Source organism: Rhizobium sp. 01L419 (assembly GCF_056400025.1).
Window position 1 is genome coordinate 198810 of the sequence record NZ_JBFTSM010000004.1, and the last position, 26489, is coordinate 225298.

Here is a 26489-nt window from a genome sequence, read left to right on the forward strand (position 1 = left end):
CTTCAAAGCACCCGCATTGCTGCGTGAACCCTGTATGAATGACGGGTTCGGCAAAGGTTCAGGCGCTGAGGTCCAGAGATAAAACATCGGGTGACACTAGCCCGAAGGTTGAAGTGTATCGTCCCTTCTTCTTCAGCCTAAATTCGGCCGGCCAAGGGCTCCCTCAGCTCCGCCGGCCTCTTTTCTTCAGGCATAAAGCTCTGCAAACTGATCCTGCGTCGCATCCAGCCTGTCAGCCGCGGCATCCTGATGACTGAGCATGAGAGCGCTGATGATGCGCGACAACGCGGCTGAATCGCTGCTCGAAAATATCGAAAAAGGACTGCCGCTCTCCTTGCCGCCGCTGTTTGAGGGCGGCACTTCGGCAACGATGGAACCGCCGCCCGGCAGCTTCGTGCTGATCGTGAACCCCGCTGCCGGAAAGGCGTCGCGGTTATCAATGATCATCTGCTCGAGCGCGAGAAACTGGCCATTTTCCGGTGAGATGCCGGAATTCTGCGGCATTGCCATGAGTGCAGCATATTCCCGCGCGAAAGCTGCCTGTGACTTCGGATTGTCGCTGAAAAGCTTCAGGATCGCCAGATGCGCTTCCGGCGGATCGATATCGAGATAATCCGACTGTAGATAGTCGAGAACGGACTCCGGCCGCTCCGGACCGGTTGATTGGCGGACGCCGGAATTGACAGACCCGACGGAAGAAACCGAATTCATGGCCAGCCTCCCGGCGCCCCAATCTTCAGTCATGAACGTGCGGATAACCGGCCTCATGCCGGAACAAATCTTTCGTTCGCACTAACCATAGCGTGTCTCTGCTTTCGCGAAGCTTGCCATATAGAAAGATCTTAATGTATTATAGTTAGCTTATATTAAGCGGCAATTTGGCCGTTGATTTTCCTGGCCCCTGCGGTATCCCCTAGTATATCTCTCACGCGAAGAAACATTCTGCCTATGGAACAGGTTCTTTACTCGACCCCAGACAATCCGACGCCGGAGAACCGCACCGAAGGTTTTTTCGAGACCCACGACGGCCATAGGTTGCGTTACGCCGTCTTCCGGTCGCAGACACCGATCGCCCATGGAACGGTGGTCCTCCTGCACGGGCGCAGCGAATGCATCGAAAAGTATTTCGAGACGATCCGCGATCTCACCGCCAAGGGCCTCTGGGTCGCGACCTTCGACCTGCGCGGCCAGGGCGGCTCGCCCAGGCTGATCAAGAAGCGCAACCATGGCCACATCCGCCGCTTTGCGGATTACGAGCGTGACCTCGATACCTTCCTCGAGAAGGTCGTGCTGCCGGATACGCGCCTGCCCTTCTATCTGCTCGCCCATTCCACCGGCGCGCTGATCGCCCTTTCCGCCGCCCCCTACCTTTCGACACGCATCGAGCGCATGGTGCTTTCGGCACCCTTCCTCGGCCTCAGCGGGCAATCTGCGTCTGAGGGTGTCATCCGGACGATTTCGGCCGCGCTCTGCGCCATCGGCCTCGGCGGCCTGCCGCTCGGAAAAATGAAGGAGCTGCAATTCCCCGATAATCTGCTTACGTCGGACGAAACGCGCTTCGAGCGCAACATTGCCGTGGTGAAGTCACATCCGGAACTTGCGCTGGGAGCGCCGACTGCGCGGTGGATGCATGAGTGCATGAAGGCGATCGATCGGGTGACGGAGCCCTACCATCTCTTTTCGATCACCATCCCCTCTGTCGTCATCGCACCGACACGCGATGGCCTGGTGCCTTATACGGCGCAGGAGCGGCTTTCGCGCTATTTCCGCGCCGGTCAGCTCGTGCCGATCAATGGCGCCCGCCACGAGATATTCCAGGAAAGGGATATGTATCGCACCGCCGCCCTTGCCGCCTTTAACGCCTTCATTCCCGGTAGCGATGCCGAAGCGACCGAAGAAGTGACGGCGATCGGCGTCTGAAGCTGCGATTTTACGCATGTCGTTATCGCAAAACCGCTGCACACTTTTGCGCGACATGCTTTAGCGCTGGAGAATGGCGATCGCCTCCTCGTAGACCGTCCTGCTGCCGGCAGCGATGATCGAGCCGCCGTTTTCCGGCCGCCCGCCATCCCAGGTGGTCATGATGCCGCCGGCGCCCTCGATAACGGGGATGATCCCGCCGACATCATAGGGCTTGAGGTTGTTTTCGATGACGAGATCGACATGGCCTGCCGCCAGCAGTGCGTAGGCGTAACAATCGCAGCCGTACCGGAAGAGCCGAACCTGGCTTTCGATCTCCCGATACTTCTCCATTTCCTCGCCAACGAATAGATGCGGCGAGGTGGTGAAAAGGATGGCTTTGGACACCGTTCCGCAATCGCGTACCTGCAGCCGGCGCTCGCCTTCCGGCCCGCTATAGGTCGAACCATTCTCGTCGCCGAAATAACGCTCGCCGGTGAAGGGTTGTTCGATCATGCCGGCAACCGCCCGGCCGTTCTTCTGCAGGCCGATCAGCGTTCCCCAGACCGGGACGCCGGAGATGAAGGCGCGCGTGCCATCGATCGGGTCGATCACCCACACATGTTCTCGGTCAAGGCCGACACTGCCGTGCTCTTCGCCCAAAATACCGTGTTCGGGGAAATGCGCCTCGATCAGCGCGCGAATGGCCGTCTCCGCCGCCCTGTCGCCTTCCGTGACGGGATCAAAACCCGATGACAGCTTGTTGGTCACATCGATGCTGGAGCGAAATCGCGGCAGGGTTTCCGCCTTGGCAGCTTCGGCGAGACGGTTGAAGAACGCACGGTCAGGAAGCATGGAGAAATCCATATAGCTGGCGGGAGATGGCGTTTTTCATAGCGAAAAACCGGTGGAATGCAAATGCAACAGGCAATTTCCGGTTAGCTGCCTAAAGATTTTGCAGCGCAATATATTGCTTGACATTTGTGCAATGCAGCAGTAGTTTCCGACCTACAGTCTTCTGACTGTAAATACCCTCCTTGGGTGTTTCCTCCCTAGACTTAGCCGCGCTGACAAAGCGCGGTTTTTTTTGATCTGAAAGCAGGAGTTACTCGGCTGCAAGCGCCCGGTGGTCGCCAGCGAACTTCTCGACATAGTCAGCCATCTGCTGCATGAAGGATGTAATCGCCGTTACGACGGTGGAAAAATCGGAACGCCTCTCCAGTGTCACTTCGTCGACATAGATCGAGCGATTCACTTCGATCTGCAACGCATGAAGCCCGCGTGACGGGCGGCCGTAGTGCTCGGTGATGAAACCGCCGGCATAGGGTTTGTTGCGGATCGCCGCAAAACCCATTTCCTCAAGGATACCAATCGCCGTGCGCGACAGCTCAGCCGAAGCGCTGGTGCCGTAACGGTCGCCGATGATGAAATCGGGCCGCGCATTGCTGCCGGCAACGCGCACATTACCCGGCATGGAATGGCAGTCGATCAGAACACCGAAACCAAACTGCACATGCGTGCGCGCAATCAGCCGCCTGAGCGTCGAGTGATAGGGCTTGTAGACGCTTTCGACACGTTCCAGCCCTTCCTGAACGGGCAGCCGGCGTGCATAAATTTCCATATTCTCGGCCACGATGCGCGGGATGGTGCCGAGTCCACCCGCAACCCTTAGCGAGTTGATATTCGCATAGGGCGGCAGCAATCCGTCGAACATGCGCGGATCAAGTTCATAGGGCTCGCGATTGACGTCGAGATAGGCGCGCGGGAAATTCGCAAGTAACAGCGGCGCGCCGAGATCCACAGCCGCGCCGAACAACTCATCGACATAGTGGTCTTCGGAACGGCGTATCGAGATACCTTCCAGCCGGGACTGCGCGATGAATTCCGGTGGATAAATACGGCCGCTGTGAGGGGAGTTGTAGACGAAGGGAATGGTCTGCGACACGGGCTCATGCACTTCAAAAAGCTCGTATTCGCGTATTTCCGGCACTTTCTGCCCTCTTTACCATGTCATCAAGTGGCTGTGACGACCATGTTGCCAGTTGCCTGCCCTTAAGTCCATACTACATACAGGGGATAGCAGTCGCGGCTAGGGCGATTTCACCGGTTGTTTACCGGGCGAAGTCTAGTGTAGATGGCTGGTATCCCATAAAACATCAGTGATCAGCGGTCCGGATTAATGACTCAGAAGATACTTCTCGCCGAAGACGACAACGACATGCGCCGCTTCCTCGTGAAGGCGCTCGAAAAGGCCGGATACAAGGTCCTTTCCTACGACAACGGCGCTAGCGCTTATGACCGCCTGCGTGAGGAGCCCTTCTCGCTGCTGCTGACCGACATCGTCATGCCGGAAATGGACGGCATCGAGCTGGCACGCCGCGCGACCGAACTCGATCCGGACCTGAAGGTGATGTTCATCACCGGCTTTGCGGCCGTTGCATTGAACCCTGATTCGAAGGCGCCGAAGGATGCAAAGGTCCTTTCCAAGCCTTTCCACCTGCGCGATCTCGTGGACGAGGTCAACAAGATGCTTGCCGCATAAGGCTTCTTGGCGGCTCGTCACAAAACTTCAAAAAAGCCTATTGACGGCTCCGGAGGTTTTGTGATCTATGCGCCGCCATCGGATGGGCGTGTAGCTCAGCGGGAGAGCACTACGTTGACATCGTAGGGGTCACAGGTTCAATCCCTGTCACGCCCACCATCCTAATTTGCTGAAAAGCAAGGCCTTTCGAGAAATCGAGAGGCCTTTTTCATTTTGGCGATTTGCGGTTCGCAAATCATCTCACGCCTGCGCAGCATTGCAACTCAATCACAAAGCAGTCCTGCAGACTTCCCCCGAGGGAAGGCTTGACCAACCGGTTGCAATGTTGTTTCGCTCTCCCTCATTGGGGGTGCGCATGAAAATCACTGTTGGATTGATATTGCTGTTGGTGCTGAGCTCGAGCCCGGCTTCCGCAAAGGAAGATATGAAGTTCCGCACGCTGATGGAAAGCAAGCAGACGAGTGTCGTCGAAATGCTGATAGGCGCAGCTGGACTGACACTCTTATTTGTAAACGACGAACTCAAGGATGCAGGCCAACCGCGGCTATACTGCCCACCGCGGGACCGCGCGATTTCAAACGCCGAATATGTTGCCATTGTGAAGAAATATCTGGAAATGCACCCAGATACCGGCGAGGAAACATTCCAGGTTTATCCCTACGTCCTGCTCACGTCGCTCAAGCGAATGTATCCCTGCTGACAGGATAAGAGGTCGCACCGAAACCAAATTCAGACACAGAGCCGTGCCATGCGCGATAATGGACCTGAGGCACTGATTCGCCTCGTCAGGACATGGGGTTCGAATCGAAATGAAATTATCAGCGCTTGGCATCGCCGCCTTCTCCACTCTCGCTTTTGCGGCGGCAGCGCAGGGGGAGGACAATTTTCCGGGCGCGCCGGGCGTCATCGCACTCTCCGGTAAATGTCAGAAGCTCGTCGTCGCCAAATTCGATGCCACGAAGGGCTGCAAGGGAGAGCTTGCAAGCGTTACACTGGTCAACGGCACAGTGACCTTCATCTTCACCTCTGAAGGCAAGCTGCTGGGCTTCCAGGGCGATGGAAAGGGCATCAACCCTGCATCCAATGGCAACGCCCGCCTGCCCCTCAGCCTCGTCACCACTGGCGTCGGCAACAAGATGACGGGTGAAGTGAAGGTTGCCGGCTTCTGCACCTTCGGCAACCCCTATGCCGGCAAGCCGATAGCCATCGAATGCACGGCGGAAAGCAAGGATTCGGCCTTTACGGGCAGCTTCCGCACCAGTGGCAAGGCGCCGGCACGGAAAAATGGTGGAAAATAAGAGATCGTTGGACTGACGGCCTCAGGCGCACCAGGAGCCTGAGGCAGATCCCGGCTTCCTCGCCAAGCCCTCGTTGATAAGGCGCATACCGAAGGAGCGTCCGTCGCGCGAAATGACGCGCGGTGCACCCCGGTCATCCGACTTGCCGGCGGCATCCATGTTGAACGGACCTGCATTCAGCAGCGCGAGCAGCCGTGATTTGGCGGCAAAGGCGATCTTCCGTTCGTCTTCGCAGCGCGCGCGGTCGACATCCGGGCTCACCATATCGGCGACGACGATCTTCTCACCCTTGTACCAGAAGGTGCCGGCATCGCCGACGCAGTTGATATGCTCGCCCTGCCCGCAATATCCGAAAGCAGCCTTGGCGGTTTCCGAAGCGGCCGGGGAAATGGAGGCTGGCACGATCTTCGCCGTCGGCACTGGAGCGGAGGAGGTGAAGGGGATTGCAGCGGGTGGCACAGGATCGTTTGTCTGCCGCGGCTTGGCGGCAGGTGCCGCAACGGCAACCTGCTTCGGCGCCTCCTTGGCTGCCTGCGGTTTGGCATCGGCCGTATCGCGGACGATTGCAGCCGGCGCCTTGCCGAGCATCGGGCGGATGCTATTCCAGTTGTCGTAGGCGGCAATAGTACCCACCGCAGCGAGGCCGATCACCATCCAAGGCAGAGCGCCGCCGGAGGATGCGGTGTTCTTTCTTCTTGCCGGCGCCTTGCGGCGGCCGCGTGTCGCTGTCTTGGCCATCGATCCGATTCCCTTGAATGGGCCGGATTATCGCTGCTCAATCCTTTCGGAAAGGTTGGCAAGGCATAGCCCAGGATCGGTTTCCCAAGCAGGAATCCACCGGAAACGAAAACGCCCGGCACCGGGCCGGGCGTATCATTCAAACTCTGCTATGTGCTCAGCAGCCTTGCGCTGCCGAAGGTACAACAGCGGGTTTTGCAGTTTGTCCACTCGGCGGCACGGATGGCGTTTGGCGCTTGCCGACATCGATCCGGCGTTCGGCCGCTTCGCGCACGGCCTGCCACTCATTTTCGTGCTGGATGAAGATATCGCGCGGCACAAGGTTGATCGTCATTCGTATCTCACTGGCTTGTCGGTTGCGGAACTGGTTTTCAGCGAACGGGCTTAGCGACGTTGGGATCGTCGCTCTTGATATCAGGCCCACCCCTGGAGAGGTCGCTGCCGGTCACGTGCGCCGGCACGTGAATGTCGTGGAGAACCCCCGGCGTCAACGTCAGATCCACCTGATGCGGAGGCAGAACCTGTGCCTTCTGCATACGGTTGGGTTTCGCCCGCTTCATGCGGTCGGAGGCTTCCGTGCGCTTATCGGGAACATGGGTCGAATTATGCATCATCGCCCTCCTTTAAGAGTATCTGAGATGTTTTCATCGGCTCAGCTAGATCGTAACGAGCGAGGGACCGCATGGTTCCAAAGAAATCGCCAACTCTGCTCGAACGGGCATCTTGACTGGCGCCGTAACATCACTACCTAGTGATGCACCCGCCGCCTCATCCAGACATCGGCTGCGGGGGAACCCTGGTGCCGGGCCCCTCTGGCGAGAGTTTTTACGGCGCTCTCGTGATGTCGGTACCGCCTGCAAATCAGCCGGCGGATTTTTCATCGATGAAAAAACTCACCATGCCAAACGCGCATGCCCTTGATGGTATGCGGTTTTCTGCTTTCACCATCTCTTCAGAAACGGTTTGCGGCTGCGAGGTGCAGCCATGAACCAGCTTCAATCCCAAAAATCCTCGCTCGGCTATTTCCGCTGGGCCTTCATCGTCACCGCGCTCGGCCTCGCGCTCGGCGCATTCCTCGGCTGGCAGTCGACAGGCACGCTGGGTGGCATGGCCACCATCTTCTTCATCTGCGCCGTGCTGGCCGTTCTGGAGATTTCGCTCTCCTTCGACAATGCCATCGTCAATGCCAACAAACTCAAGGAAATGACCCCTGTCTGGCAGCAGCGCTTCCTGACATGGGGTATCGTCATTGCCGTTTTCGGCATGCGCATCGTCTTTCCGCTGGCAATTGTCGCCATCGCGGCAAAGATAGGCCCATGGGAAGCACTCGTACTGGCGGCGCGTGAACCGGCCGAATATGCCCGCATCATGAACGACGCGCATCTGCCGATCGCAGCCTTCGGCGGCACCTTCCTGATGATGGTCGGCCTCTCCTACTTCTTCAACCAGGAGAAGGAAGTCCACTGGATCGGCTCGCTGGAGCGGATGATGGCGCGTTCGGCCGCCGTCAAGGGCATCGAGATCGCCTTCGTGCTCCTGCTCATCCTGCTGTTCTCCTATCTCCTGGAAGGCGAAGACGCGACCACCTTCGTCTACTGCGCCATCTACGGTCTCGTGACCTTCCTGGTGGTTGAAGTCATCGGCGGTCTTCTCGATGCTTCGCAGCGTGCGATGAGTGAGGCGGCAAAGGGCGGCCTCGGCGCTTTCATCTATTTGGAAGTTCTGGATGCCAGTTTCTCCTTCGACGGCGTCATCGGCGCTTTCGCGCTGACGCAGAACCTGTTCATCATCGCCATCGGCCTTGGCATCGGCGCCATGTACGTACGCTCCATGACGATCATGCTGGTGGAAAAGGGAACGCTTGCCGAATACCGCTATCTGGAACACGGCGCCTTCTACGCCATCCTGATCCTCTCGGTGATCATGTATGTGCAGACCTTGACGCACATTCCTGAAGTCATCACCGGTCTTGGCGGCGCGGCGCTCATCGGCATCTCGCTCTGGTCCTCGATCCGCTACAACAGGCAGGAACGTCAGAAAGAAGCTGATGTCCCCGAGCGGGAGCGCCTGCACGCCTGATAGTCAAAAGCCGCGGCGGTCTGGCGCTGCGGCTCGCATAGTCTCAAAAAACAAAGCCCGCGACCAACGGTTGCGGGCTCATTCATTCAATAGATACTTTGATATTCAATCTATGCATTCGCCGCGTCTTACCGGATGACACGGCCGAAGCTTACCGGATCGATACCAAGCTCCTGCAGGTCACGGGCGCGCGGCTTGCGGCCACCTTCGACAGCGGCGCTGACTGCGTTCGCGGCACCGAGCGCTGCAAAGGCACGGGCCAGGAAACCATTGTGGATCGACTTTCTGAAAGCGGACATCTTCTTTTCCTCTCGCTCTTTGGTTGACCCCCTATAGATGGGGGAAGCTGCATGCACCCACAACGCGCAGGAAATCACCGCAGCTATGCAAAAAGCGCATATTTCTTTCGCCGGCGAAAGAACAGAACTCAGCAATATGGAAAGTTTCTTTTATAATTCCTACACTTACGAGGCATGGACTTCCAGATGCCGACAAAAATGACAAATCACAAAGAAAAGGCCGGCCATGTCGCCACGGCCGGCCTGAATTAGGGGTCAGGTTGTCTTTTTGGTTTAGTCTTCATTCGCCGCGAGCTGCGAGAGAACCTGGCCGCGGCCCCGCAATCTCAGGATCAGCGGAATCAGGAAGGCCGCAGCCGCGACAATCAGCAGTCCGCAGGCGATGGGTGACATGACGAGCGTGGTCACATCACCCTGGCTGATCGAGAGCGCTCTGCGAAGCTGCTGCTCTGCCAGAGGCCCAAGAATGAGGCCGACGACGGCAGGCGCGATCGGATAGCCGAAGATGCGCATGACATAGCCGAGCACACCGAAAGCGAGCAGCATGCCGAGTTCGAAAACCGACGGGTTTGCCCCGATGGTCCCGAGTGTCGCAAACAGTAGGATGCCGGCATAAAGCCACGGCTTCGGAACCGTCAGCAGGCGAACCCAGAGGCCGATCATCGGTAGGTTCAGCACCAAGAGCATCGCATTGGCGATGAGCAGACTGGCGATGAGACCCCAGACGAGCTGCGGGTTGGTTGCAAAAAGCAGCGGACCCGGCTGCAGACCATATTGCTGAAAGCCGGCGAGCATGATCGCCGCCGTCGCAGACGTCGGCAGGCCGAGCGTCAGCAACGGCACCAGCGTGCCGGCGGCCGAGGCATTGTTGGCAGCTTCCGGACCGGCAACGCCTTCGATGGCGCCATGGCCGAACTCCTCGGGGTTCTTCGACAGCCGCTTTTCCGTGGCATAAGAGAGGAACGTGCCGATTTCCGCACCGCCCGCCGGCATGGCGCCGATGGGGAAGCCGATGAGCGTGCCGCGCAGCCACGGCTTCCAGGAACGCGCCCAGTCCTGCTTGTTCATCCAGAGCGAGCCACGAACCGCTTCCACCTTGTCCTCGCCGCGCTTTCCTTGAGCGGCGATGTAGAGCGTCTCGCCAATGGCGAACATGGCAACAGCCAGCGTCGTCACTTCGATACCGTCGAGCAGGTCGGGAATGCCGAAGGAAAGGCGCGCCTGGCCCGTCTGCTGGTCGATGCCGACCATGGCGAGCGCAAAGCCGATGAAGAGCGAAGTAAGGCCACGCAACGCCGAATCCCCGAAGGCCGAAGAGACGGTCACGAAAGCCAGCACCATCAGTGCGAAATATTCGCGGGGACCGAAGATCAACGCCAGTTTCACGATATAGGGGGCAATGAAGGCAAGGCCGAGCGTGGCGATAAGGCCGGCGACGAACGAGCCGATGGCCGCCGTCGCCAGCGCCGGTCCGCCACGGCCTGCACGCGCCATCTTGTTGCCCTCGAGTGCAGTGACGATCGAGGCGCTTTCACCCGGCGTGTTCAGAAGGATCGAAGTGGTCGAGCCGCCATACATGCCGCCGTAATAGATACCGGCAAACATGATGAGCGAGCCGCCCGGATCGAGCTTGTAGGTGACAGGCAAGAGCAGCGCCACGGTCAGCGCCGGGCCGATACCCGGCAGTACGCCGACAGCTGTGCCAAGGGTCACGCCGATGAGGGCGTAGAGCAGGTTGATCGGCTGCCCAGCAACCAGAATGCCCTGCCAGAGGAATTCGAATGTGCTCATGGTTTTATCCCAAGCGGCGGCTCCTGAGGGGGCACAGGACCGTCCGCGCAAAAAGCAAAAGAACTGAAAGCGCCTAGCCGCGAGGCGAGCGCTATCAGAAGAACAGGTGTTCGAGCGGGCCGGCCGGCAAGGTGAGCTGCAGCAGCTGCGAGAACATCGCCCAGACAATGAAGCTCATGATGATGCCGATCGGCAGCGAGAACCAGATCTGCCGCTTGCCGAAACCGCGCGCCGTCAGCGCAAAGAGCACGCCTGTCGCGATCGAGAAGCCGGCGGTGCGCAGGAGCAGCATCTGCCCGGCAAGGCCCGCGATGACCCAGATGACAGGTGCCACTTCCTGATGCTCACGCTCTGGAAAGTCCCCGCGCCAGGCTTCGATCGCCGTCCAGATACCAAGACAGAAGAGGCCGAGAGCGACGACTTTCGGCACAGTCGACGGGCCGATGCGGTCATACTGCGCGATCGTCTTCAAATGCGACGCATCCCAGAACACCACGACAGCGACGGCGATAAGGAAAACGGCAATGATCAGCGCCGCCCAATCAGGGCGGCGCTTTATTGCCGATGAGGTATCGGCCTCACTCATTGAACGAGACCAATATCTTTGAGAATGCCTTCGGTAGCGGAGACATCCTTTTCGAGCTGCGCCTTGAACTCGTCACCTGCGAGGTAGGTGTCGGCCCAGCCCTTGGTCTTCAGAGTTTCCTGCCAGGCGGCAGACTTGTGCAGCTTGTCGAAGTCGGAAGCGATCGAGGCGACTTCTTCATCGGTCAGGCCCGGAGCGGCAGCGACCATGCGCCAGTTCTGGATGGTCACGTCGGTACCGGCTTCCTTGAAGGTCGGGGCATCGACACCGGCGATACGGGCATCGCTGGAAACTCCGAGCAGGCGCAACGTGCCGGCCTTGACCTGCGATTCGAACTCGCTGTAGCTCGAAATGCCGGCGGTGACCTGGCCGCCGAGGATAGCAGCGAGTGCTTCGCCACCGCCCGAGAAGGCGACATAGTTGATCTTCGTCGGATCGACGCCGGAAGCCTTGGCGATCAGGCCGACGGCGATATGGTCCGTGCCGCCGGCAGAACCGCCGCCCCAGGAAACGGCGCCCGGATCAGCCTTCAGCTTGGTGACGAGATCGGCAAGTGTCTTGATATCCGACGCGGCCGGAACGACGACGGCTTCATATTCGCCGGTCAGACGGGCGATCGGGGTGACGTCCTTCAGCGTGACGACCGACTTGTTGGTCAGCAACGCGCCGACCATGACATAGCCGCCGACGATGAGAGCGTTCGGATTGCCCGCACTCTGGCTGCTGAACTGGGCAAGGCCGATAGAGCCGCCTGCGCCCGGTACGTTCTGAACCTGGACGCTTTTGGAAATGCCCTCCTGCTGCAGCACCGTCTGCAGCGAGCGGGCCGTCTGGTCCCAGCCGCCGCCGGGCGCTGCCGGAGCGATGATTGTGTAATCGGCCGCATAGGCCGGCAGCGCGATAGCCGCTGCCAAAAGAGTTGCGATGAAAGTGTGCTTCACGATGTGTCCTCCGTGCTGCGGCTGAGCGGACCGCCAGTGCTATTTTTGAAAATGAGGAGAGATCACCGATCGGTGGACGCAATTGTCCTGATAGCGAGCGGAAGTCCTCCCGGAATTCTTCAACTCTCCGCCTCCACGGAAAGGAAGTAGCCCAAGCCATCATATGAAGCTGTCATTTAGCTGACATCATCAGGATATCCAGTGCGGCAAGACACTTTTTTGCCGTAATTCGGCTATCTGCCCGCGAAAGGCGACTGGATTAATACATTGTCCGTACTGGACGCCCTCAGGAACTTGGCCGATACTCGGCCACGGAGGGCGATCCGATGGCAAATGGCGGTTACAACCAGTTTTGTCCGGTTTCCAAGGCGTGCGAGTTGCTTGAGCCGCGGTGGACCTTGCTGCTACTCTGCGAAATGTGGTCCGGCTCCACGCGGTTCAACGAGATCCGGCGCGGCGTGCCGGGAATGTCGCCGACCCTGATGGCAAAGCGGCTGCGTGACATGGAGGCAAACGGTCTCGTCACCCGCTCGGAAAACCGTACGACCGGCGAGATCGCCTACAAGACCACCGAGATTGCCAACGAGCTTGAGCCGATCGTGCACGCGCTCGGCACTTGGGCGCATCGCAATATCGACGCCAACGTAACGCTCGAAAAGCTTGATGCCCGCATTCTGATGTGGAACATGCGCCGCAAGGTCAATGCCGCCGCCCTGCCCTTGCGCAAGCGCAGCGTTATCCAGTTCACCTATCCCGAATTGCCGCGCGACGAACGGCATTACTGGCTGGTGGCGCGGCTGGGCACGCCTGTGGACCTCTGCCTCACGGATCCAGGTTACGATGTCGATCTCTTCGTCACCGCCGATTTGAAGGCGATGACCTCGGCCTGGATGGGGCATTCCAGTCTCGATATGGAGATCGCCGGGGAGCGCATCTCCTTCATCGGCGATACGTCACTTGCCGCAAGCATCGGAAACTGGATGGTGCGCAGCTCCTACGCAGCCGCCTGATCCATTTTTTGTACCGGTCCCGGTCCATTTTCTACACTAGGCCTATCGCACATCCCGAGGCACGATCTCGTGTAAGCCGACCTGAGACGCTTCCAGAAGCCGGTCGAACGCTGCGCATACACCTGAATATCATTGCAAAACCGGCGAGCGATCGCACCAACAGCCTGTGCTCGCCGACATGAGAGGAGACATGCCATGCAAACCACGCTTAATACCGCAACACGGCCCGCACCCGATTTCGCCGCGTTGAAGTCGCGCCAGCAGGTCGCCTGGGCATCCGGCGACTATTCCGTCATCGGGGCCCGACTGCAGATCGTCGGTGAAAGCCTCTGCGAAGCCCTCGACCTGCGGTCCGGCGAAAAGGTGCTCGATATCGCCGCCGGCAACGGCAATGCCACGCTTGCCGCCGCCAGGCGCTGGGCCGAGGTGACTTCGACCGACTACGTTCCTGAACTTCTGGAGCGCGGCCGAGAACGGGCGATGGCGAACGGCCTGGCGGTGGAGTTCCAGCAGGCCGACGCCGAAGCCCTGCCGTTCAAGGACGCAAGCTTCGATGTCGTGGTCTCCACCTTCGGCGTCATGTTCACACCGGATCAGGACAAGGCAGCAAGGGAGATGCTGCGCGTCTGCCGGCCGGGCGGGCGCATGGGCATGGCCAACTGGACTCCGGAGAGCTTCATCGGCCAGGTCTTCAAGACGATAGGCCAGCATATTCCGCCAATGCAGGGCGTCAGGTCGCCGGCGCTGTGGGGGACCAAGGCAAGGCTGGAAGAAATGTTCGGAGGCCATGCCAGCATCGAGGCGACGTCGCTCATGTACAATTTCCGCTACCGCTCGCCCGAGCATTGGCTGGAAGTGTTCCGCACCTGGTATGGCCCTGTCCACAAAGCTTTTGAAGCTCTGCCAGAGCCCGGCAAGGTGGCGCTTGAGAAGGATTTTCTTGCGCTCATCGCCCGCTTCAACCGCGCCAAGGATGGCACCATGGTCGTGCCGGCTGAATATCTGGAAGTGGTGATACGCAAAGGCTGATTGCAGCTATTGCGGCCACATCGCTGCGAAAGGGCGAGGTTCGCCGGAAGCACCCTCGCCCTGATGCATTTCCGACCTAGAACTCGGACCATTCCCGCCTAACGGCGAGATTGGCGAGCGAGATTTTTACTGCGTCCGCAGCACCTCATTCCAGTGCGCAATCAGCCGTGCCCGCTTCACCTGGTCGAGATAGACCATGAGACCGGGGCTGACCGGCACCGGACGCAACTGTGCGCCGAGCAGTTCCTGCAACGTATTGGCGGTATTCTCACCGGCCACTTCCGGGCTGACGGCCGGGATCTGCAACTCGCGGGCCATGATCGTCTGGCCTTCCTTCGACATGAAGAAGGCGAGATAGCGCCGCCCCAGTTCCGGCTCGGCGGCTGCCTGCGGCACCAGGCCGATGCGCGACATTACAACCGTATAGTCTTTCGGCAGAACGATACCGACGTCAGGGTGACGCGAGGCCCAGTCGGCCGCATAGGAGCCGAGAATATTATAGCCGAGCACGAAGCGCCCGTCGGCCACCCGCTCCAGGATCGCCGAACTCGTGGAATAGAGCTTCACGCCCGCAGCCCCCATCGCCCCGATCACCGACCAGATATCGCCGAACTGTTCCTGATCGCGCGCCATGAACAAAAAGCCCACGCCGGAACGTTCGATGTCATAGGTGCCGATCCGCCCATAGACCTCGTTACCCTTGCGCTTCAGGTAATCGACGAATTCCGCCCGCGAACTCGGCACCGGCTCATGGATGAAACTCGGCTTGTGATAAACAAAAACCGCGGGTTCGAAGGTCAGCGCATAGGCGGTGTTGCGCCAGTTCGCCCATTTCGGCCATTGGGCGCTCATCGGCAGGTTGCTCACCTGCGCATAGCCGTCGTTCGAAAGCTTCACCTGCAGGTCCATCGCAGAGGAGAAGGCGAAGTCCGCAGTCTTATCGCCGGCATCCGTCTCTTTGACGATGCGGTCGTAGATGTCCCCGGTCAGCATGTCCTCATATTTGACCGCCACATCCGGATTGGCCTCCTGAAAGCCACGGATCATCGGCTGCGCCAATGGCTCGTCGAGCGAGGAATAGACGGTCAGCACCGGCGCATCGGAATTACCTGATTTCGCCGCATAGAAGACCTGATCCGCGGCGACAAGGCCGGGCACCAGGCACAGGAACAGAATGAAAAGGCTCCTCATAGCGCAAGAATGCCCGAGCTGCTCAGGTCAGACAAGGGTCGGCTTCCTGTGGGCGCTGCAGCCGGACTTCAAAGCTCGCGCTCGAAGAACATCAGGATCGGCTTCAGATCGTCAGGAATCTCGTAATAGGCGTCTCGCTCTTGAAAACCCAGGCGCCGATATAGCTTCTGCGCTGCGATCTGCCGATGGCCGGTATCGAGCCGCATCATCCTGTAGCCATCCTCCCTGGCCTGCGCGAGAGAAGCTTCGCAGAGCGCCAGCGCCGCGCCGCTGCCGCGTGCTGAATCGGAAACGAAGAGCCGCTTCATCTCCGAAATGCCCGGTGCGATCTCGTGTTGCATCACGCAGCCGACAATCTCTCCGTCGAGCCGCGCCAGGAAGATTGCGCCTTGTGGCCTTGCGTGGATTTTCGGCAGGTCGGCGAGCATCGCCTCGAACTTTTCCGGACTGTAATAAAGTTCGATCTGCGCCCGCTCATCCGAATAGTTGTCGTAAAGCCATTGTCGGAAGGCGCGACTGAGATGTCGAACGGCATCGATCTCTTCCGGGCTTTCCGCGAGCGCGACCGATATGTTCCCCATCTGCAAAGCCTCCACGACCTTCCCGCAGTCTATCATGACAGCTTCCACCTACCATCGGTATTCGGCGCGGAGTGAAACTGGTTTATGGCGTCGTGGCGACAGGGCTCATGATGAACGGGAGCAAATACCATCCTCCGTTCACCAATTCCCGGAATCGCTGTGACATCAGATTGCCATCCCTGATAAACTCGCTGAAAAATCTGGGGAACATCCGTTGCGCATCCTGCTCACCGAAGACAATATTGCACTGGCCGATGGCCTGTCGGCGATCTTGCGCGGCACAGGCCATGCGGTGGATGTCGTCCATGACGGGGCCTCGGCCAATGCCGTTATCGCCGCGGAAAATTTCGATCTCGTCATTCTCGATCTGAACCTGCCGGAGATGGACGGGCTCGATGTGCTGCGCGCCATGCGCGCTCGCGGCAGCCGGGCTGCCGTGCTGATCCTGACAGCCCGCGGATCACCGGAAGAACGTGTGAAGGGATTGGATCTCGGTGCGGACGATTATCTCATCAAACCCTTCGACATTGCCGAATTCGAGGCACGCGTCCGCGTGCTTCTTCGCCGTCAGGCCGGGCTGCACTCCTCGACGGTCAGTTTCGGATCGATCTCGCTCGACCTTAATTCCCGCGCCTTTTCCGCCGGCGCCATACCGCTCGATATTCCCGCTCGCGAGCTCGGTCTGCTCGAAATCCTCTTCATGCGCGCCGGCAAGGTCGTCGCCAAGGAAGCAATCATGCAATCGCTGACCGCTTTCGACGACGACATCTCCACCAATGCCATCGAGCAATATGTCAGCCGCCTGCGAAAAAGGCTTTCGCCGCATGGCCTGACGGTCAAGACCGCCCGCGGCATCGGCTACTATCTCGACAAGCTGCCAGAGGCCTCATGACGGCTGCCTATTCACTCCGGCGCCGACTGCTTTTCTGGCTGCTTGTCTCGACCGCCGTCATCGGCACGCTCGCGCTTGCCGATACCTGGCGCGAGGCCGTGCAGACCTCGAACATCGTTTCCGACCGCGTGCTGGCGGGCTCCGCGCTGGCGATTGCCGAACGGGTCGTCGTTGCTGAAGACGGCACGCTCGAGGTCGACATTCCCTATGTCGCGCTGGAAATGCTGACTTCGGCAGCGCAGGACCGCGTCTTTTACCGCGTCGACGGCCCGCCCGGAAATTTCATCACCGGTTATCAGGCGCTGCCGGTGCTGAAGGAAACGCAGGGCGATACGGCTGCCTTTGCCGACGATATCTTCCGTGGCGAGCCGATCCGCGTAGCAACCTTGGAGCGTTCCGCCTCGACCGGCATCCGCTCCGTGCCTTTCGTCGTCACCGTCGCCGAAACCACCATTGCCCGCCGTCAGCTTGCGCGGGCGATTCTCGTCCGCTCGGCGCTGCGTCTTGCCTTGATGATCGCTGGCGCTGCAATTATCGTCTGGATTTCCGTCACCGTGGCGCTGCGACCGCTCTATAAGCTCGGCGATGCCATCGGCGAGCGCAACCCCGACGACCTGCACCCGATCGAGCAATCCGTTCCGAGCGAGGTGCAGCCGCTCGTCGACACCGTCAACTCCTTCATGGTGCGCCTGCAATCGGCGCTCGATGCGCTCCGCAATTTCACCGGCAATGCCAGCCACCAGCTCCGCACGCCGCTTGCCATCATCCGCACCCAACTTGCCCTCTCCGTCCGGGCCGGCTCTCTGGATGACGCGCAGCATGCTGCCCTCAAGGGCGATCAGGCGGTTGCCCACGCCGAGCGGATCCTTGCCCAGCTTCTGCTGATGGCCAAGATCGATGCCGCAACCGCCAAGGAAGCGCTGACGGTCTCGGCCATCGACCTCACTGCCATCGCCCAGGAAATCACCGGCGAGCAGATCCCCCGTGCCGCCGAAGCTGGCATCGATCTCGGCTTCGAGGGTGAAGGGCCGGCGATGATCCGCGCCGAACCACTGCTGATCGGCGAAATGCTGCGCAATCTCGCCGGCAATGCCATCGCCTATGCCGGCAAGGGCGCGGAAGTGACTGTCCGTATTATGGAGGATGCGGAAACGGTCAGGCTGGAAGTCGAGGATAACGGCCCGGGCATTCTGCCGGAAAAGCTGGAAGCAGTCAGAAAGCGCTTCTCCCGCGGCAATGAATCCAGTGCGCCCGGTGCCGGTCTCGGCCTGCCGATCGTCGAGGAAATCGCCAATCTTTTCAATGCGAGGCTCGTACTGATATCAGGCCGTGGCGGCAGGGGCCTCAAAGCTTCAGTGACATTCAACCGCGCGGCCTGAAAGCGATCAGCGCGTTAACCTTTCCGCCTTGCATTCTTTCGCTGCATTGCACACACTGGCCATGGGAACAGCTAAGCCGATCAACGGCAAGCGGATAAAAGAGCAATATGTCGATCAAAGCCAGCATCTATCATCTGACCCATTATCAGTATGACAAACCGATCCGCCTCGGCCCTCAGATCATCCGCCTCAAGCCAGCCTCGCACTCGAAAACGCGGGTTTTGAGCCATTCTTTGAAGGTCACGCCGTCCAACCACTTCGTGAACCTGCAGCAGGACCCTTACGGCAATTATCTCGCCCGCTTCGTCTTCCCCGACCCGGTGACCGAATTCAAGATCGAGGTCGATCTCGTTGCCGACATGACCGTCTACAATCCCTTCGACTTCTTCGTCGAGGAGGAAGCGACGAAGTGGCCCTTCGACTATCCGGAAACGCTCCGTGAGGATCTCTCGATCTACATGATACCGGAGCCGGCCGGCCCGCGCCTGAAGGCGCTGCTGCCGACGCTCGACTGGTCGCCCGATCAGCCGACGGTTGACATGATCGTCGGCCTCAATGCCCGTCTGCAGCGGCAGATAGGTTACGTCATCCGCATGGAAGCCGGCGTCCAGACGCCGGAAGAGACGCTGGAAACCGCCAAGGGCTCCTGCCGCGACACCAGCTGGCTGCTCGTGCAGATCCTGCGCCATCTCGGGCTCGCTGCCCGCTTCGTCTCCGGCTACCTCATCCAGTTGGCGCCGGACCTGAAGGCGCTCGACGGCCCTTCCGGTACCGAGGTCGATTTCACTGATCTGCATGCCTGGGCGGAGGTCTATCTGCCCGGCGCCGGTTGGGTCGGTCTCGATCCCACCTCCGGGCTGCTGACCGGCGAAAGCCATATACCGCTCGCAGCCACACCGCATTACAGCAATGCGGCCCCGATCTCCGGCGGTTATTTCGGCGAGGCCGAAACCGAATTCGACTTCGATATGAAGGTCTCTCGGGTCGCCGAGCATCCGCGCATCACCAAACCCTTCTCGGATGAGAGCTGGGAGGAGCTCAACCAGCTCGGCGAGAAGGTCGACCGCGTCCTCGAAGCCGAGGATGTGCGCCTGACGATGGGCGGCGAGCCGACTTTCGTCTCCATCGACGATTTCCAATCCGAGGAGTGGAACACCGCGGCCGTCGGGCCGACCAAGCGCGAAAAGGCGGACAACCTGATCCGCCGGCTGCAGGAGCGCTTCGCGCCCGGTGGCTTCCTGCACTACGGCCAGGGCAAGTGGTATCCCGGCGAAAGCCTGCCGCGCTGGACCTTCTCCCTCTACTGGCGCCGTGACGGCAAGCCGATCTGGCAGAACCTCGATCTGATCGCCGCTGAAGGCAAGGATACCGGTGTCAAGGCGGAGGATGCCGAAAAGCTCCTGACGGCGATCGCCAGGGAACTGGCAATCAAGCCCGATATGGTGCAGCCGGCCTATGAGGATCCGGCAGACTGGATCATCAAGGAAGGCAGCCTTCCCGAAAACGTCGATCCGTCGAATTCGAAGCTGAAGGACCCCGAGGAGCGCAACCGCATTGCCCGCGTCTTCGCCCGCGGCCTCACCGTGCCGACGGGGTATGTCCTCCCCGTTCAAGTGTGGAATGCCAAGGCCGCCGCAAGCCGCACCTGGGTCAGCGAAAAATGGCGCACGCGCCGCGGAAAGATTTTCCTTGTACCGGGTGACAGCCCGATCGGTTATCGCCTGCCACTCGGCACGCTGCCCTATGTCCCGCCAGCGCGCTACCCCTATATCCACCCCGCCGATCCGTCGATACCGCGCGCGCCGCTACCTGACGTCTTCGTGCCCGCCGGCCGCGCCATGCCCGAAGCCTCGTTCCAGGCGGAGGAGAGCCACGCTGTCCGCATAGAACAGACCCTTGGCGACATAGGCGGTGCCGTGCGCACTGCCCTGTCGGTCGAACCGCGCGAAGGCAGGCTCTGCGTCTTCATGCCGCCAGTCGAGCGCATCGAGGATTATCTGGAGCTGATCGCCGCTGCCGAAAACGCTGCTGCCGAACTCAAGCTCCCCGTACATATCGAAGGCTATCCGCCGCCGCAGGACGAGCGGATTAACGTCATCCGCGTCGCCCCCGATCCCGGCGTCATCGAAGTCAATATTCACCCGGCCTCCAACTGGCAGGATTGCGTCGACATCACCACGGCGATCTACGAGGAAGCGCGCGCCACCCGGCTCGGTGCCGACAAGTTCATGGTCGATGGTCGCCACACCGGCACCGGCGGCGGCAATCACGTCGTCGTCGGCGCCGCCAATCCGAACAACAGCCCCTTCCTGCGCCGCCCGGACCTGCTGAAAAGCATCATCCTCCATTGGCAGCGCCATCCCTCCCTCTCCTACCTCTTTTCCGGCATGTTCATCGGCCCGACCAGCCAGGCGCCGCGCATCGACGAGGCCCGCCACGACACTCTCTATGAACTGGAGATCGCCATGGCGCAGGTCGGAGCGCCGGGTCGTGGTCAACTGCCGCTGCCCTGGCTCACCGACCGACTGTTCCGAAATCTTTTGACCGATGTCACCGGCAACACTCACCGTGCCGAAATCTGCATCGACAAGCTGTTTTCGCCGGATGGCCCGACTGGACGGCTCGGCCTCATCGAGTTCCGCGGCTTTGAGATGCCGCCGAATGCTCGCATGTCGCTAGCCCAACAATTACTGGTACGCGCGCTGATCGCCCGCTTCTGGACGAACCCCGCCGATGGCAAGTTCGTCCGCTGGGGTACGACCCTGCATGACCGTTTCATGCTGCCGCATTTCGTCTGGACCGATTTCCTCGACGTCCTCGCAGACCTTCGCGAAAACGGCTTCGATGTCAGCCCCGAATGGTTCAAGGCGCAGCTTGAATTCCGCTTCCCCTTCTGCGGAGAGGTTGAATACGAGGGTTCGAAGCTGGAATTGCGCCAAGCGCTGGAGCCCTGGCACGTCATGGGCGAGGAAGGTGCGCCGGGCGGCACCGTCCGCTACGTCGATAGTTCCGTCGAGCGTCTGCAGGTTCGGCTCGAAACGAACAACGCCGCGCGCTACACCGTCACCTGCAACGGCCGCACCGTGCCGCTGGCGCCAACGGGGACATCAGGCGTGTCTGTCGCCGGTGTGCGCTTCAAGGCCTGGAAGCCGGCTTCCGGCCTGCACCCTGTGCTGCCGGTGAATACGCCTTTGACTTTTGATATTTATGATACATGGTCGAAACGTTCGATCGGCGGCTGCATCTATCACGTTGCCCATCCGGGCGGTCGGAACTATGAAACCTTCCCGGTCAACGGCAACGAGGCGGAAGCACGGCGGCTCGCCCGTTTCGAACCGTGGGGACATACGGCAGGCGGTTATATTCCGCGCGCCGAAACGCCTTCGCCTGAATTCCCGCTCACGCTGGATCTGAGGCGGCCGGTCGGAACTTGAAGAAGCTGGGTCTGATGGGCAAGAAGCCTGCACTGGAATTGAGGGACGAGATCGAGGAACGCGCCGGCGCGGATGCAGTCTTCGACTATGCGCCTCTGCCCGGCATTGCAGACGAGATGGTGGACAATAACGGGGCCATCCGTCCGGTCTGGCAGCGCTTCATGGCCCATATGAATGCCATGCCCGAAAAGGAACTGGCCGAGCGTTTCGCCCGCGCCGACCGTTATCTGCGCGACGCCGGTGTTTTCTATCGGGCCTACGGCGCCAAGGGCAGCGGCGAGCGCCCCTGGCCGATCTCCCATATTCCGGTGCTGATCGACGAGCGCGAATGGCAGGTTCTTTCGGCAGGCCTCGTCCAGCGTGCTGATCTCTTGGAAGCGACAATCGCCGATATCTACGGCGAAAAAAGGCTTGTGGAGGAAGGCATTCTTCCACCCGCACTGATCGCCGCCAACCCGGAATTCCAGCGGCCGCTGGTCGGTGTAAAGCCTGCGACCGGTCACTACCTGCATTTCTGTGCCTTCGAGATCGGTCGAGGCCCTGACGGAAACTGGTGGGTACTGGCCGACCGCACGCAGGCTCCATCCGGCGCAGGCTTCGCGCTGGAGAGCCGCGTGGCAACCACCCGCGCCTTCTCCGATATCTACGCCGAAACGCCCGTTCATCGCCTTGCCTCCTTCTTCGGCGCCTTCCGCGATGCGTTGCAGGCGATGAAGCATTCCGGTGACGACCGTATCGCAGTCCTGACCCCCGGCCCGGCGAACGAAACCTACTACGAACATGCCTATATCGCCCGTTATCTCGGCTTCATGCTGCTGGAAGGCGAAGATCTTGTGGTGGTCAACAGGCGCATCATGGTGCGCACAGTCGCCGGCCTGAAGCCGATCGGCGTGCTCTGGCGGCGTCTCGATTCCGCTTATGCCGATCCCCTGGAGCTGAACCAGAACTCGCATATCGGCACGCCCGGTCTTGTGGAGGCCCTGCGTGCCGAAACCGTCACCATCGTGAACGCACTCGGCACCGGCGTTCTGGAAACGCGCGCCCTGCTCGCCTTCATGCCCGCCGTCTGTCGCTCGCTGCTGGGCGAAGATCTTCGCCTGCCATCCATCGCGACATGGTGGTGCGGTCAGAAGGAAGAGCGCGACCATGTGGCTGCAAATATCGAAAAGATGGTGATCGGCCCGGCCTATTCCCGCGCACCCTTCTTCGATGACGGCGGCGAATCCGTTCTCGGCTCTTCGCTGCGCGCCACCGCCAAGAACTCGATTGCGGACTGGCTGACGAGCGACGGCGCAAAACTCGTAGGTCAGGAAGTCGTCACCCTCTCGACCACGCCGGCCTGGATCGACGGCAAACTGACGCCGCGGCCGATGTCGCTGCGCGTCTTTGCCGCCCGCACCGCCAATGGTTGGCAGATCATGCCCGGCGGTTTTGCCCGCATCGGTTCGGGAGACGATGTCGCCGCCATAGCCATGCAGTCCGGCGGTGCGGCGGCTGATGTGTGGATCGTCAGCGACAAACCGGTCGAGCGCCACACGCTGCTGCCAGCCGAAGGTAGCTTCACCCGCAACATGCCGGGCAGCCTGCCGAGCCGCGCGGCCGACAACCTTTTCTGGCTGGGCCGCTATATCGAACGCGCCGAAGGGGCGCTGCGCATCCTGCGCGCCTGGCACGCCCGCTACGCCGAAGCCGCCGACCCGAACCAGCCGTTGCTCGCTGACGTCACCGAATATCTTGCCGCCGTCGATATCGACACCGGCGAACCCGTGCCGGAATCGCTGCTGCGCAATATCGACAGCGCCGTCTATTCAGCAAGCAACATCCGTGACCGCTTCTCGCCGGATGGCTGGCTGGCCTTGAATGACCTCGCCAAGACCGCCCGCCGCTTTCACTCGACCATTACATCAGGCGACGACGCCAGCCACGCGATGACCATTCTCTTGCGAAAGCTCGCGGGCTTTGCCGGTCTCGTGCATGAAAACATGTACCGCTTCACCGGCTGGCGCTTCCTCTCGCTAGGCCGATACATCGAACGCGGCCTGCACATGACGCGCCTTCTCGGCCACATGTCCGGCCCGGAAGCGCCCGATGGCGCACTCGACATGCTGCTGGAAATCGGCGACAGCGTCATGACCCACCGTCGCCGCTACAACGTCAACACGGCACGGCTGACGGTGACCGATCTGCTGGCGCTCGATCCGCTGAACCCGCGCTCGGTCCTCTTCCAGATGAACGAGATCCACCGAGAGGTCGAGCAGCTTCCGAATGCGTTTATGAACGGCCAGATGTCGCCCTTCTACCGCGAGGCGATGCGCCTGCATTCCGGCCTCGCCGTCATGACGCCGGAAACCATGGACGGTGATGTCTACCATCGGCTGGAGCGTGAGCTGGAACACCTCTCCGACCTTCTGGCGCAGACCTATCTCGGATGACGACCGTCCTCTACGATCTCACCCTGCATATGGGCTACAGCTATGACACGCCGGCATCCGGCGCGCGCCACATCATGCGCCTGATGCCGCTCTCGCTGCCAAACCGTCAGCGGCTTGTCGCAGGCTCGATCAGCGTCGCGCCCCAGCCGGACGAACAGTCGCATTTCATCGACTTCTTCCAGCATCCGGCGACATCTTTCCTGTTGCGCTCGCCGCATGAAAAGCTGGATATCCGCATGCAGGCCCGCGTACAGGTCGAAAGCCAGGCGATATCCGCAGACTTCTCACCGCTATTGGCCGAGCTGCCGGAGGAGGTTGCTGGAATCTGGTCGCTCGATCCGGAATCGCCTCACCATTTCCTTGGCGACAGCCCGCGCCTGACGGAGACCAAGGCGATCGCTGAATACGCCAAGACCTGCGTCCGACCCTCGCTGACGGTCATGCAGATCGCCTATGCGCTTTGCACCCGCATCAACAAGGATTTCACCTACGATCCGGAAGCGACGACCGTCGAGACGACGCCGCTCGAAGCGTTCGAGCTGAAGCGCGGCGTCTGCCAGGACTTTACCCATGTGATGATCCTTGCGCTGCGCAGCCTCGGCATCCCCGCCGGCTATGTCTCCGGCTTCCTGCGCACCATCCCGCCGCCCGGCAAGGAGCGCCTGGAGGGCGCCGATGCCATGCATGCCTGGGTACGCGTCTGGTGCGGCGAAACGGCCGGCTGGCTCGAGCTCGATCCCACCAACAACATTCCTGCCGGAACCGACCATATCGTCGTCGCATATGGTCGCGACTACGCTGATGTCGCTCCCGTTATCGGTGTACTCAAGAGTTATGGCAGCCAGCGTTCCGTGCAGGCCGTGGACGTGATTGCCCTGAAATAATCCCGAAATTGGAAAAAACAGCCAGTTGTCTAGAATTTTAGGTACTGGCTTTAGCGGCCATTAAAGTCATCCGGTCCATCAATTGTGCCTACTTAAGGCTCTTTTGAAATCGGTGGACATGATGAACACCCTGCATTCGCTTCTCGATCGGCTGCGGCACGACCGCGGCGGCAATTTCGGCATTATGACGGCTATCTTGCTGCCTGTGCTTGTAGGCAGTGCCGGCTTCGCGATTGATACCATGAATATCATAGCCTCGCAGCGTCAGCTTCAGGAGGCAGCCGACTCGGGAGCACTTGCAACAGCGACCGCGCTTTCCTCCGGCAAGGTCACCACCGATGATCAGGCAAAGGCTTTGGCGAAGGATTTCGTCACCGGGCAGATGGCGAATTATGTCGACGAAGCCACGATCAGCGCGATCAAATCGTCAACCAGTGTAACCATCACGACGACCACTTCCGCAAACGGCAAAAGCTACGGGATTTCCGTCAATGCTTCCTATCCGCTAAGTCTTACGCCCTTCATGAATGTCCTGGGTTTCAAGACCAGCACCATCGCAGCGGCAAGCAAGACGACCAGCGGCATCAGCCAACAGCGCAGCGCCGTCTCAATGACCCTGGTCCTCGACGAATCCGGCTCAATGCTGGCAAATACAGGTACTCAGATTGTTCCAACCAAGAGTTGCCAGCAGTACAATTCCAGCGGCCAGTCGATCGGCACAAAGAGCCCCTGCTACGTCAAGAAGATTGACGCCTTGAAGACAGCAGCCAACCTGCTGCTCGACCAGTTGGACAAAGCTGATCCACAAGCGAAATACGTTCGCACAAATGCAATTGCATGGAGCGGCGCCGTTCAGGATTCGAACACGTTCGGCTGGGGTACCAACCGCACAAGAACAGAGGTCATCAATACGATGTCAGCGGGCGGCAATACCGAATCCGCGGCACCGATGCTGCAAGCCTATAACGACCTTAACAAGACGGACAGCGGCTCCGAATCCAAGATTCAAGCGAACGCAGGCAACACCAGTCTGACCAAATACATCGTATTCATGACGGATGGTGAAAACAACAAGGACCTGTCCGACACGAATACTTTAACGACATGCACCAATGCAAAAAATGCCGGGATAAAGATTTATTCGATAGCATTCATGGCCCCGACGCGGGGGCAGAGCTTACTGAGCAAATGCGCTAGCGGTCCGACATACTACTTTCAGGCGGAAAGCATGAACGACCTGACCTCCGCCTTCCAAGCGATCGGCCAAAGTGCCGCCGCCGACAAGACTCTGCTGACCCAGTAATCAGCGCAACTGCAGCGCAAACAAAAGCCGCTCCGGAACAAACGGGGCGGCTTTTCGTTTAAACTCAGTCCTGCCTATCAGATCGGGAAAACCGATTGAAATCAAGTCCCTTAGGCCTCGTGAATATGAAGGTTTCGCAAATTTTTCGTTTGGCCAATTCCCTTGTTGCAAGTGCTTCGTA

General features: G+C 60.1%; 26 protein-coding genes and 1 tRNA gene. 14 read left to right on the plus strand and 13 right to left on the minus strand.

The features are described 5' to 3' along the window. Window positions 1-186 precede the first annotated feature (186 nt). Window positions 187-711, minus strand: coding sequence for a hypothetical protein (locus AC1DUP_RS10960; RefSeq protein WP_113296056.1), 525 nt, complete (start codon window positions 709-711; stop codon window positions 187-189). Between the two features lie 237 nt (window positions 712-948). Between AC1DUP_RS10960 and AC1DUP_RS10965 the strand changes: the two genes are divergently transcribed. Then, the gene (locus AC1DUP_RS10965; RefSeq protein WP_113310320.1) at window positions 949-1920 is read left to right on the plus strand and encodes an alpha/beta hydrolase; all 972 of its coding nucleotides are present in this window, start codon (window positions 949-951) and stop codon (window positions 1918-1920) included. 60 nt (window positions 1921-1980) lie between these two features. On the opposite strand, the gene hisN is transcribed toward AC1DUP_RS10965, so the two are convergent. Continuing rightward, entirely contained in the window at window positions 1981-2754 is a 774-nt protein-coding gene (gene hisN, locus AC1DUP_RS10970; protein ID WP_113310405.1) for a histidinol-phosphatase, read from the minus strand. A gap of 250 nt (window positions 2755-3004) precedes the next feature. Beyond that, window positions 3005-3889 carry an N-formylglutamate amidohydrolase gene (locus AC1DUP_RS10975; protein ID WP_113310321.1) on the minus strand — a complete coding sequence of 295 codons (885 nt, stop codon included), beginning with the start codon at window positions 3887-3889 and terminating at the stop codon, window positions 3005-3007. A 189-nt stretch (window positions 3890-4078) separates the two neighbouring features. Between AC1DUP_RS10975 and cpdR1 the strand changes: the two genes are divergently transcribed. From cpdR1 to AC1DUP_RS10995, 4 genes are all read left to right on the plus strand, one after another. After that, the gene (gene cpdR1 / locus AC1DUP_RS10980; RefSeq protein ID WP_003542883.1) at window positions 4079-4441 is read left to right on the plus strand and encodes a response regulator CpdR1; all 363 of its coding nucleotides are present in this window, start codon (window positions 4079-4081) and stop codon (window positions 4439-4441) included. Window positions 4442-4525: 84 nt separating this feature from the next. After that, window positions 4526-4600 (plus strand) — tRNA-Val (locus tag AC1DUP_RS10985). Window positions 4601-4796: 196 nt separating this feature from the next. Then, window positions 4797-5141, plus strand: coding sequence for a Rap1a family protein (locus tag AC1DUP_RS10990; RefSeq protein ID WP_162747040.1), 345 nt, complete (start codon window positions 4797-4799; stop codon window positions 5139-5141). A gap of 109 nt (window positions 5142-5250) precedes the next feature. Next, window positions 5251-5739 carry a hypothetical protein gene (locus tag AC1DUP_RS10995; RefSeq protein ID WP_477832660.1) on the plus strand — a complete coding sequence of 163 codons (489 nt, stop codon included), beginning with the start codon at window positions 5251-5253 and terminating at the stop codon, window positions 5737-5739. Window positions 5740-5760: 21 nt separating this feature from the next. On the opposite strand, the gene AC1DUP_RS11000 is transcribed toward AC1DUP_RS10995, so the two are convergent. From AC1DUP_RS11000 to AC1DUP_RS11015, 4 genes are all read right to left on the minus strand, one after another. Further along, window positions 5761-6477 (minus strand): hypothetical protein, encoded by a 717-nt coding sequence (locus AC1DUP_RS11000; RefSeq protein ID WP_115036312.1) that lies wholly within the window; start codon window positions 6475-6477, stop codon window positions 5761-5763. Between the two features lie 157 nt (window positions 6478-6634). Then, a complete protein-coding gene (locus tag AC1DUP_RS11005; protein ID WP_477832661.1) occupies window positions 6635-6811 on the minus strand; it encodes a hypothetical protein in 177 nt (58 codons plus the stop codon). A 37-nt stretch (window positions 6812-6848) separates the two neighbouring features. Next, window positions 6849-7091, minus strand: coding sequence for a hypothetical protein (locus tag AC1DUP_RS11010; RefSeq protein ID WP_113296050.1), 243 nt, complete (start codon window positions 7089-7091; stop codon window positions 6849-6851). A 247-nt stretch (window positions 7092-7338) separates the two neighbouring features. Further along, window positions 7339-7476, minus strand: a complete 138-nt coding sequence (locus tag AC1DUP_RS11015; RefSeq protein ID WP_162748555.1) for a hypothetical protein — start codon at window positions 7474-7476, stop codon at window positions 7339-7341. On the opposite strand from AC1DUP_RS11015, the gene AC1DUP_RS11020 reads away from it, so the two are divergent. Beyond that, window positions 7462-8556, plus strand: coding sequence for a DUF475 domain-containing protein (locus AC1DUP_RS11020; protein ID WP_113310324.1), 1095 nt, complete (start codon window positions 7462-7464; stop codon window positions 8554-8556). The genes AC1DUP_RS11015 and AC1DUP_RS11020 overlap by 15 nt on opposite strands. A 128-nt stretch (window positions 8557-8684) precedes the next feature. On the opposite strand, the gene AC1DUP_RS11025 is transcribed toward AC1DUP_RS11020, so the two are convergent. The 4 genes from AC1DUP_RS11025 to AC1DUP_RS11040 all read right to left on the minus strand — a co-directional run bounded on the left by AC1DUP_RS11025 (window position 8685) and on the right by AC1DUP_RS11040 (window position 12173). Further along, window positions 8685-8855, minus strand: coding sequence for a hypothetical protein (locus AC1DUP_RS11025; RefSeq protein ID WP_007822797.1), 171 nt, complete (start codon window positions 8853-8855; stop codon window positions 8685-8687). 273 nt (window positions 8856-9128) lie between these two features. Beyond that, complete coding sequence (locus tag AC1DUP_RS11030) at window positions 9129-10646, minus strand: tripartite tricarboxylate transporter permease (RefSeq protein WP_115036311.1); 1518 nt, start codon at window positions 10644-10646, stop codon at window positions 9129-9131. Window positions 10647-10740: 94 nt separating this feature from the next. After that, window positions 10741-11232 (minus strand): tripartite tricarboxylate transporter TctB family protein, encoded by a 492-nt coding sequence (locus tag AC1DUP_RS11035; RefSeq protein WP_477832662.1) that lies wholly within the window; start codon window positions 11230-11232, stop codon window positions 10741-10743. Further along, window positions 11229-12173, minus strand: a complete 945-nt coding sequence (locus tag AC1DUP_RS11040) for a Bug family tripartite tricarboxylate transporter substrate binding protein (protein ID WP_113296046.1) — start codon at window positions 12171-12173, stop codon at window positions 11229-11231. Before AC1DUP_RS11040 ends, AC1DUP_RS11035 begins: the two co-directional genes overlap by 4 nt. A 326-nt stretch (window positions 12174-12499) precedes the next feature. On the opposite strand from AC1DUP_RS11040, the gene AC1DUP_RS11045 reads away from it, so the two are divergent. Both AC1DUP_RS11045 and AC1DUP_RS11050 read left to right on the plus strand, forming a co-directional pair. Beyond that, the gene (locus AC1DUP_RS11045; RefSeq protein WP_113296045.1) at window positions 12500-13183 is read left to right on the plus strand and encodes a winged helix-turn-helix transcriptional regulator; all 684 of its coding nucleotides are present in this window, start codon (window positions 12500-12502) and stop codon (window positions 13181-13183) included. Window positions 13184-13378: 195 nt separating this feature from the next. After that, window positions 13379-14212, plus strand: coding sequence for a class I SAM-dependent methyltransferase (locus AC1DUP_RS11050; protein ID WP_113508452.1), 834 nt, complete (start codon window positions 13379-13381; stop codon window positions 14210-14212). A gap of 126 nt (window positions 14213-14338) precedes the next feature. On the opposite strand, the gene AC1DUP_RS11055 is transcribed toward AC1DUP_RS11050, so the two are convergent. Both AC1DUP_RS11055 and AC1DUP_RS11060 read right to left on the minus strand, forming a co-directional pair. Continuing rightward, on the minus strand, window positions 14339-15403 hold the full coding sequence (locus AC1DUP_RS11055; protein ID WP_477832663.1) for an ABC transporter substrate-binding protein: 1065 nt from the start codon (window positions 15401-15403) through the stop codon (window positions 14339-14341). 68 nt (window positions 15404-15471) lie between these two features. After that, the gene (locus AC1DUP_RS11060) at window positions 15472-15984 is read right to left on the minus strand and encodes a GNAT family N-acetyltransferase (protein WP_477832664.1); all 513 of its coding nucleotides are present in this window, start codon (window positions 15982-15984) and stop codon (window positions 15472-15474) included. 214 nt (window positions 15985-16198) lie between these two features. Here AC1DUP_RS11060 and AC1DUP_RS11065 point away from each other — a divergent pair, with 214 nt between their 5' ends. From AC1DUP_RS11065 to AC1DUP_RS11090, 6 genes are all read left to right on the plus strand, one after another. Beyond that, window positions 16199-16876, plus strand: coding sequence for a response regulator (locus AC1DUP_RS11065; RefSeq protein ID WP_477832665.1), 678 nt, complete (start codon window positions 16199-16201; stop codon window positions 16874-16876). Further along, window positions 16873-18255 carry a sensor histidine kinase N-terminal domain-containing protein gene (locus AC1DUP_RS11070; RefSeq protein WP_477832666.1) on the plus strand — a complete coding sequence of 461 codons (1383 nt, stop codon included), beginning with the start codon at window positions 16873-16875 and terminating at the stop codon, window positions 18253-18255. The genes AC1DUP_RS11065 and AC1DUP_RS11070 overlap by 4 nt, the downstream gene beginning before the upstream one ends. A 107-nt stretch (window positions 18256-18362) precedes the next feature. Continuing rightward, window positions 18363-21689, plus strand: coding sequence for a transglutaminase family protein (locus tag AC1DUP_RS11075; protein WP_477832667.1), 3327 nt, complete (start codon window positions 18363-18365; stop codon window positions 21687-21689). 14 nt (window positions 21690-21703) lie between these two features. Further along, window positions 21704-24121, plus strand: a complete 2418-nt coding sequence (locus AC1DUP_RS11080; protein WP_477832668.1) for a circularly permuted type 2 ATP-grasp protein — start codon at window positions 21704-21706, stop codon at window positions 24119-24121. Then, a complete protein-coding gene (locus tag AC1DUP_RS11085) occupies window positions 24118-25005 on the plus strand; it encodes a transglutaminase-like domain-containing protein (protein ID WP_113296039.1) in 888 nt (295 codons plus the stop codon). Before AC1DUP_RS11080 ends, AC1DUP_RS11085 begins: the two co-directional genes overlap by 4 nt. A gap of 121 nt (window positions 25006-25126) precedes the next feature. Beyond that, window positions 25127-26308: a vWA domain-containing protein gene (locus tag AC1DUP_RS11090; protein WP_477832669.1), complete on the plus strand. Its 1182-nt coding sequence runs from the start codon at window positions 25127-25129 to the stop codon at window positions 26306-26308. The last annotated feature ends 181 nt before the right edge of the window (window positions 26309-26489 follow it).

What these genes read in the sequence shown, in the direction of transcription:
- AC1DUP_RS11060 (WP_477832664.1), bottom strand. Translation starts at nt 15,984, where the DNA reads ATGGGGAACATATCGGTCGCGCTCGCGGAAAGCCCGGAAGAGATCGAT.
- AC1DUP_RS11035 (WP_477832662.1), bottom strand. Translation starts at nt 11,232, where the DNA reads ATGAGTGAGGCCGATACCTCATCGGCAATAAAGCGCCGCCCTGATTGG.
- AC1DUP_RS11030 (WP_115036311.1), bottom strand. Translation starts at nt 10,646, where the DNA reads ATGAGCACATTCGAATTCCTCTGGCAGGGCATTCTGGTTGCTGGGCAG.
- AC1DUP_RS10995 (WP_477832660.1), top strand. Translation starts at nt 5,251, where the DNA reads ATGAAATTATCAGCGCTTGGCATCGCCGCCTTCTCCACTCTCGCTTTT.
- AC1DUP_RS11025 (WP_007822797.1), bottom strand. Translation starts at nt 8,855, where the DNA reads ATGTCCGCTTTCAGAAAGTCGATCCACAATGGTTTCCTGGCCCGTGCC.
- cpdR1 (WP_003542883.1), top strand. Translation starts at nt 4,079, where the DNA reads ATGACTCAGAAGATACTTCTCGCCGAAGACGACAACGACATGCGCCGC.
- AC1DUP_RS11000 (WP_115036312.1), bottom strand. Translation starts at nt 6,477, where the DNA reads ATGGCCAAGACAGCGACACGCGGCCGCCGCAAGGCGCCGGCAAGAAGA.
- AC1DUP_RS11045 (WP_113296045.1), top strand. Translation starts at nt 12,500, where the DNA reads ATGGCAAATGGCGGTTACAACCAGTTTTGTCCGGTTTCCAAGGCGTGC.
- AC1DUP_RS11075 (WP_477832667.1), top strand. Translation starts at nt 18,363, where the DNA reads ATGTCGATCAAAGCCAGCATCTATCATCTGACCCATTATCAGTATGAC.
- AC1DUP_RS11070 (WP_477832666.1), top strand. Translation starts at nt 16,873, where the DNA reads ATGACGGCTGCCTATTCACTCCGGCGCCGACTGCTTTTCTGGCTGCTT.
- AC1DUP_RS11090 (WP_477832669.1), top strand. Translation starts at nt 25,127, where the DNA reads ATGAACACCCTGCATTCGCTTCTCGATCGGCTGCGGCACGACCGCGGC.
- AC1DUP_RS11020 (WP_113310324.1), top strand. Translation starts at nt 7,462, where the DNA reads ATGAACCAGCTTCAATCCCAAAAATCCTCGCTCGGCTATTTCCGCTGG.
- hisN (WP_113310405.1), bottom strand. Translation starts at nt 2,754, where the DNA reads ATGCTTCCTGACCGTGCGTTCTTCAACCGTCTCGCCGAAGCTGCCAAG.
- AC1DUP_RS11080 (WP_477832668.1), top strand. Translation starts at nt 21,704, where the DNA reads ATGGGCAAGAAGCCTGCACTGGAATTGAGGGACGAGATCGAGGAACGC.
- AC1DUP_RS11005 (WP_477832661.1), bottom strand. Translation starts at nt 6,811, where the DNA reads ATGACGATCAACCTTGTGCCGCGCGATATCTTCATCCAGCACGAAAAT.
- AC1DUP_RS11085 (WP_113296039.1), top strand. Translation starts at nt 24,118, where the DNA reads ATGACGACCGTCCTCTACGATCTCACCCTGCATATGGGCTACAGCTAT.
- AC1DUP_RS11050 (WP_113508452.1), top strand. Translation starts at nt 13,379, where the DNA reads ATGCAAACCACGCTTAATACCGCAACACGGCCCGCACCCGATTTCGCC.
- AC1DUP_RS10960 (WP_113296056.1), bottom strand. Translation starts at nt 711, where the DNA reads ATGAATTCGGTTTCTTCCGTCGGGTCTGTCAATTCCGGCGTCCGCCAA.
- AC1DUP_RS10965 (WP_113310320.1), top strand. Translation starts at nt 949, where the DNA reads ATGGAACAGGTTCTTTACTCGACCCCAGACAATCCGACGCCGGAGAAC.
- AC1DUP_RS11010 (WP_113296050.1), bottom strand. Translation starts at nt 7,091, where the DNA reads ATGATGCATAATTCGACCCATGTTCCCGATAAGCGCACGGAAGCCTCC.
- AC1DUP_RS11055 (WP_477832663.1), bottom strand. Translation starts at nt 15,403, where the DNA reads ATGAGGAGCCTTTTCATTCTGTTCCTGTGCCTGGTGCCCGGCCTTGTC.
- AC1DUP_RS10990 (WP_162747040.1), top strand. Translation starts at nt 4,797, where the DNA reads ATGAAAATCACTGTTGGATTGATATTGCTGTTGGTGCTGAGCTCGAGC.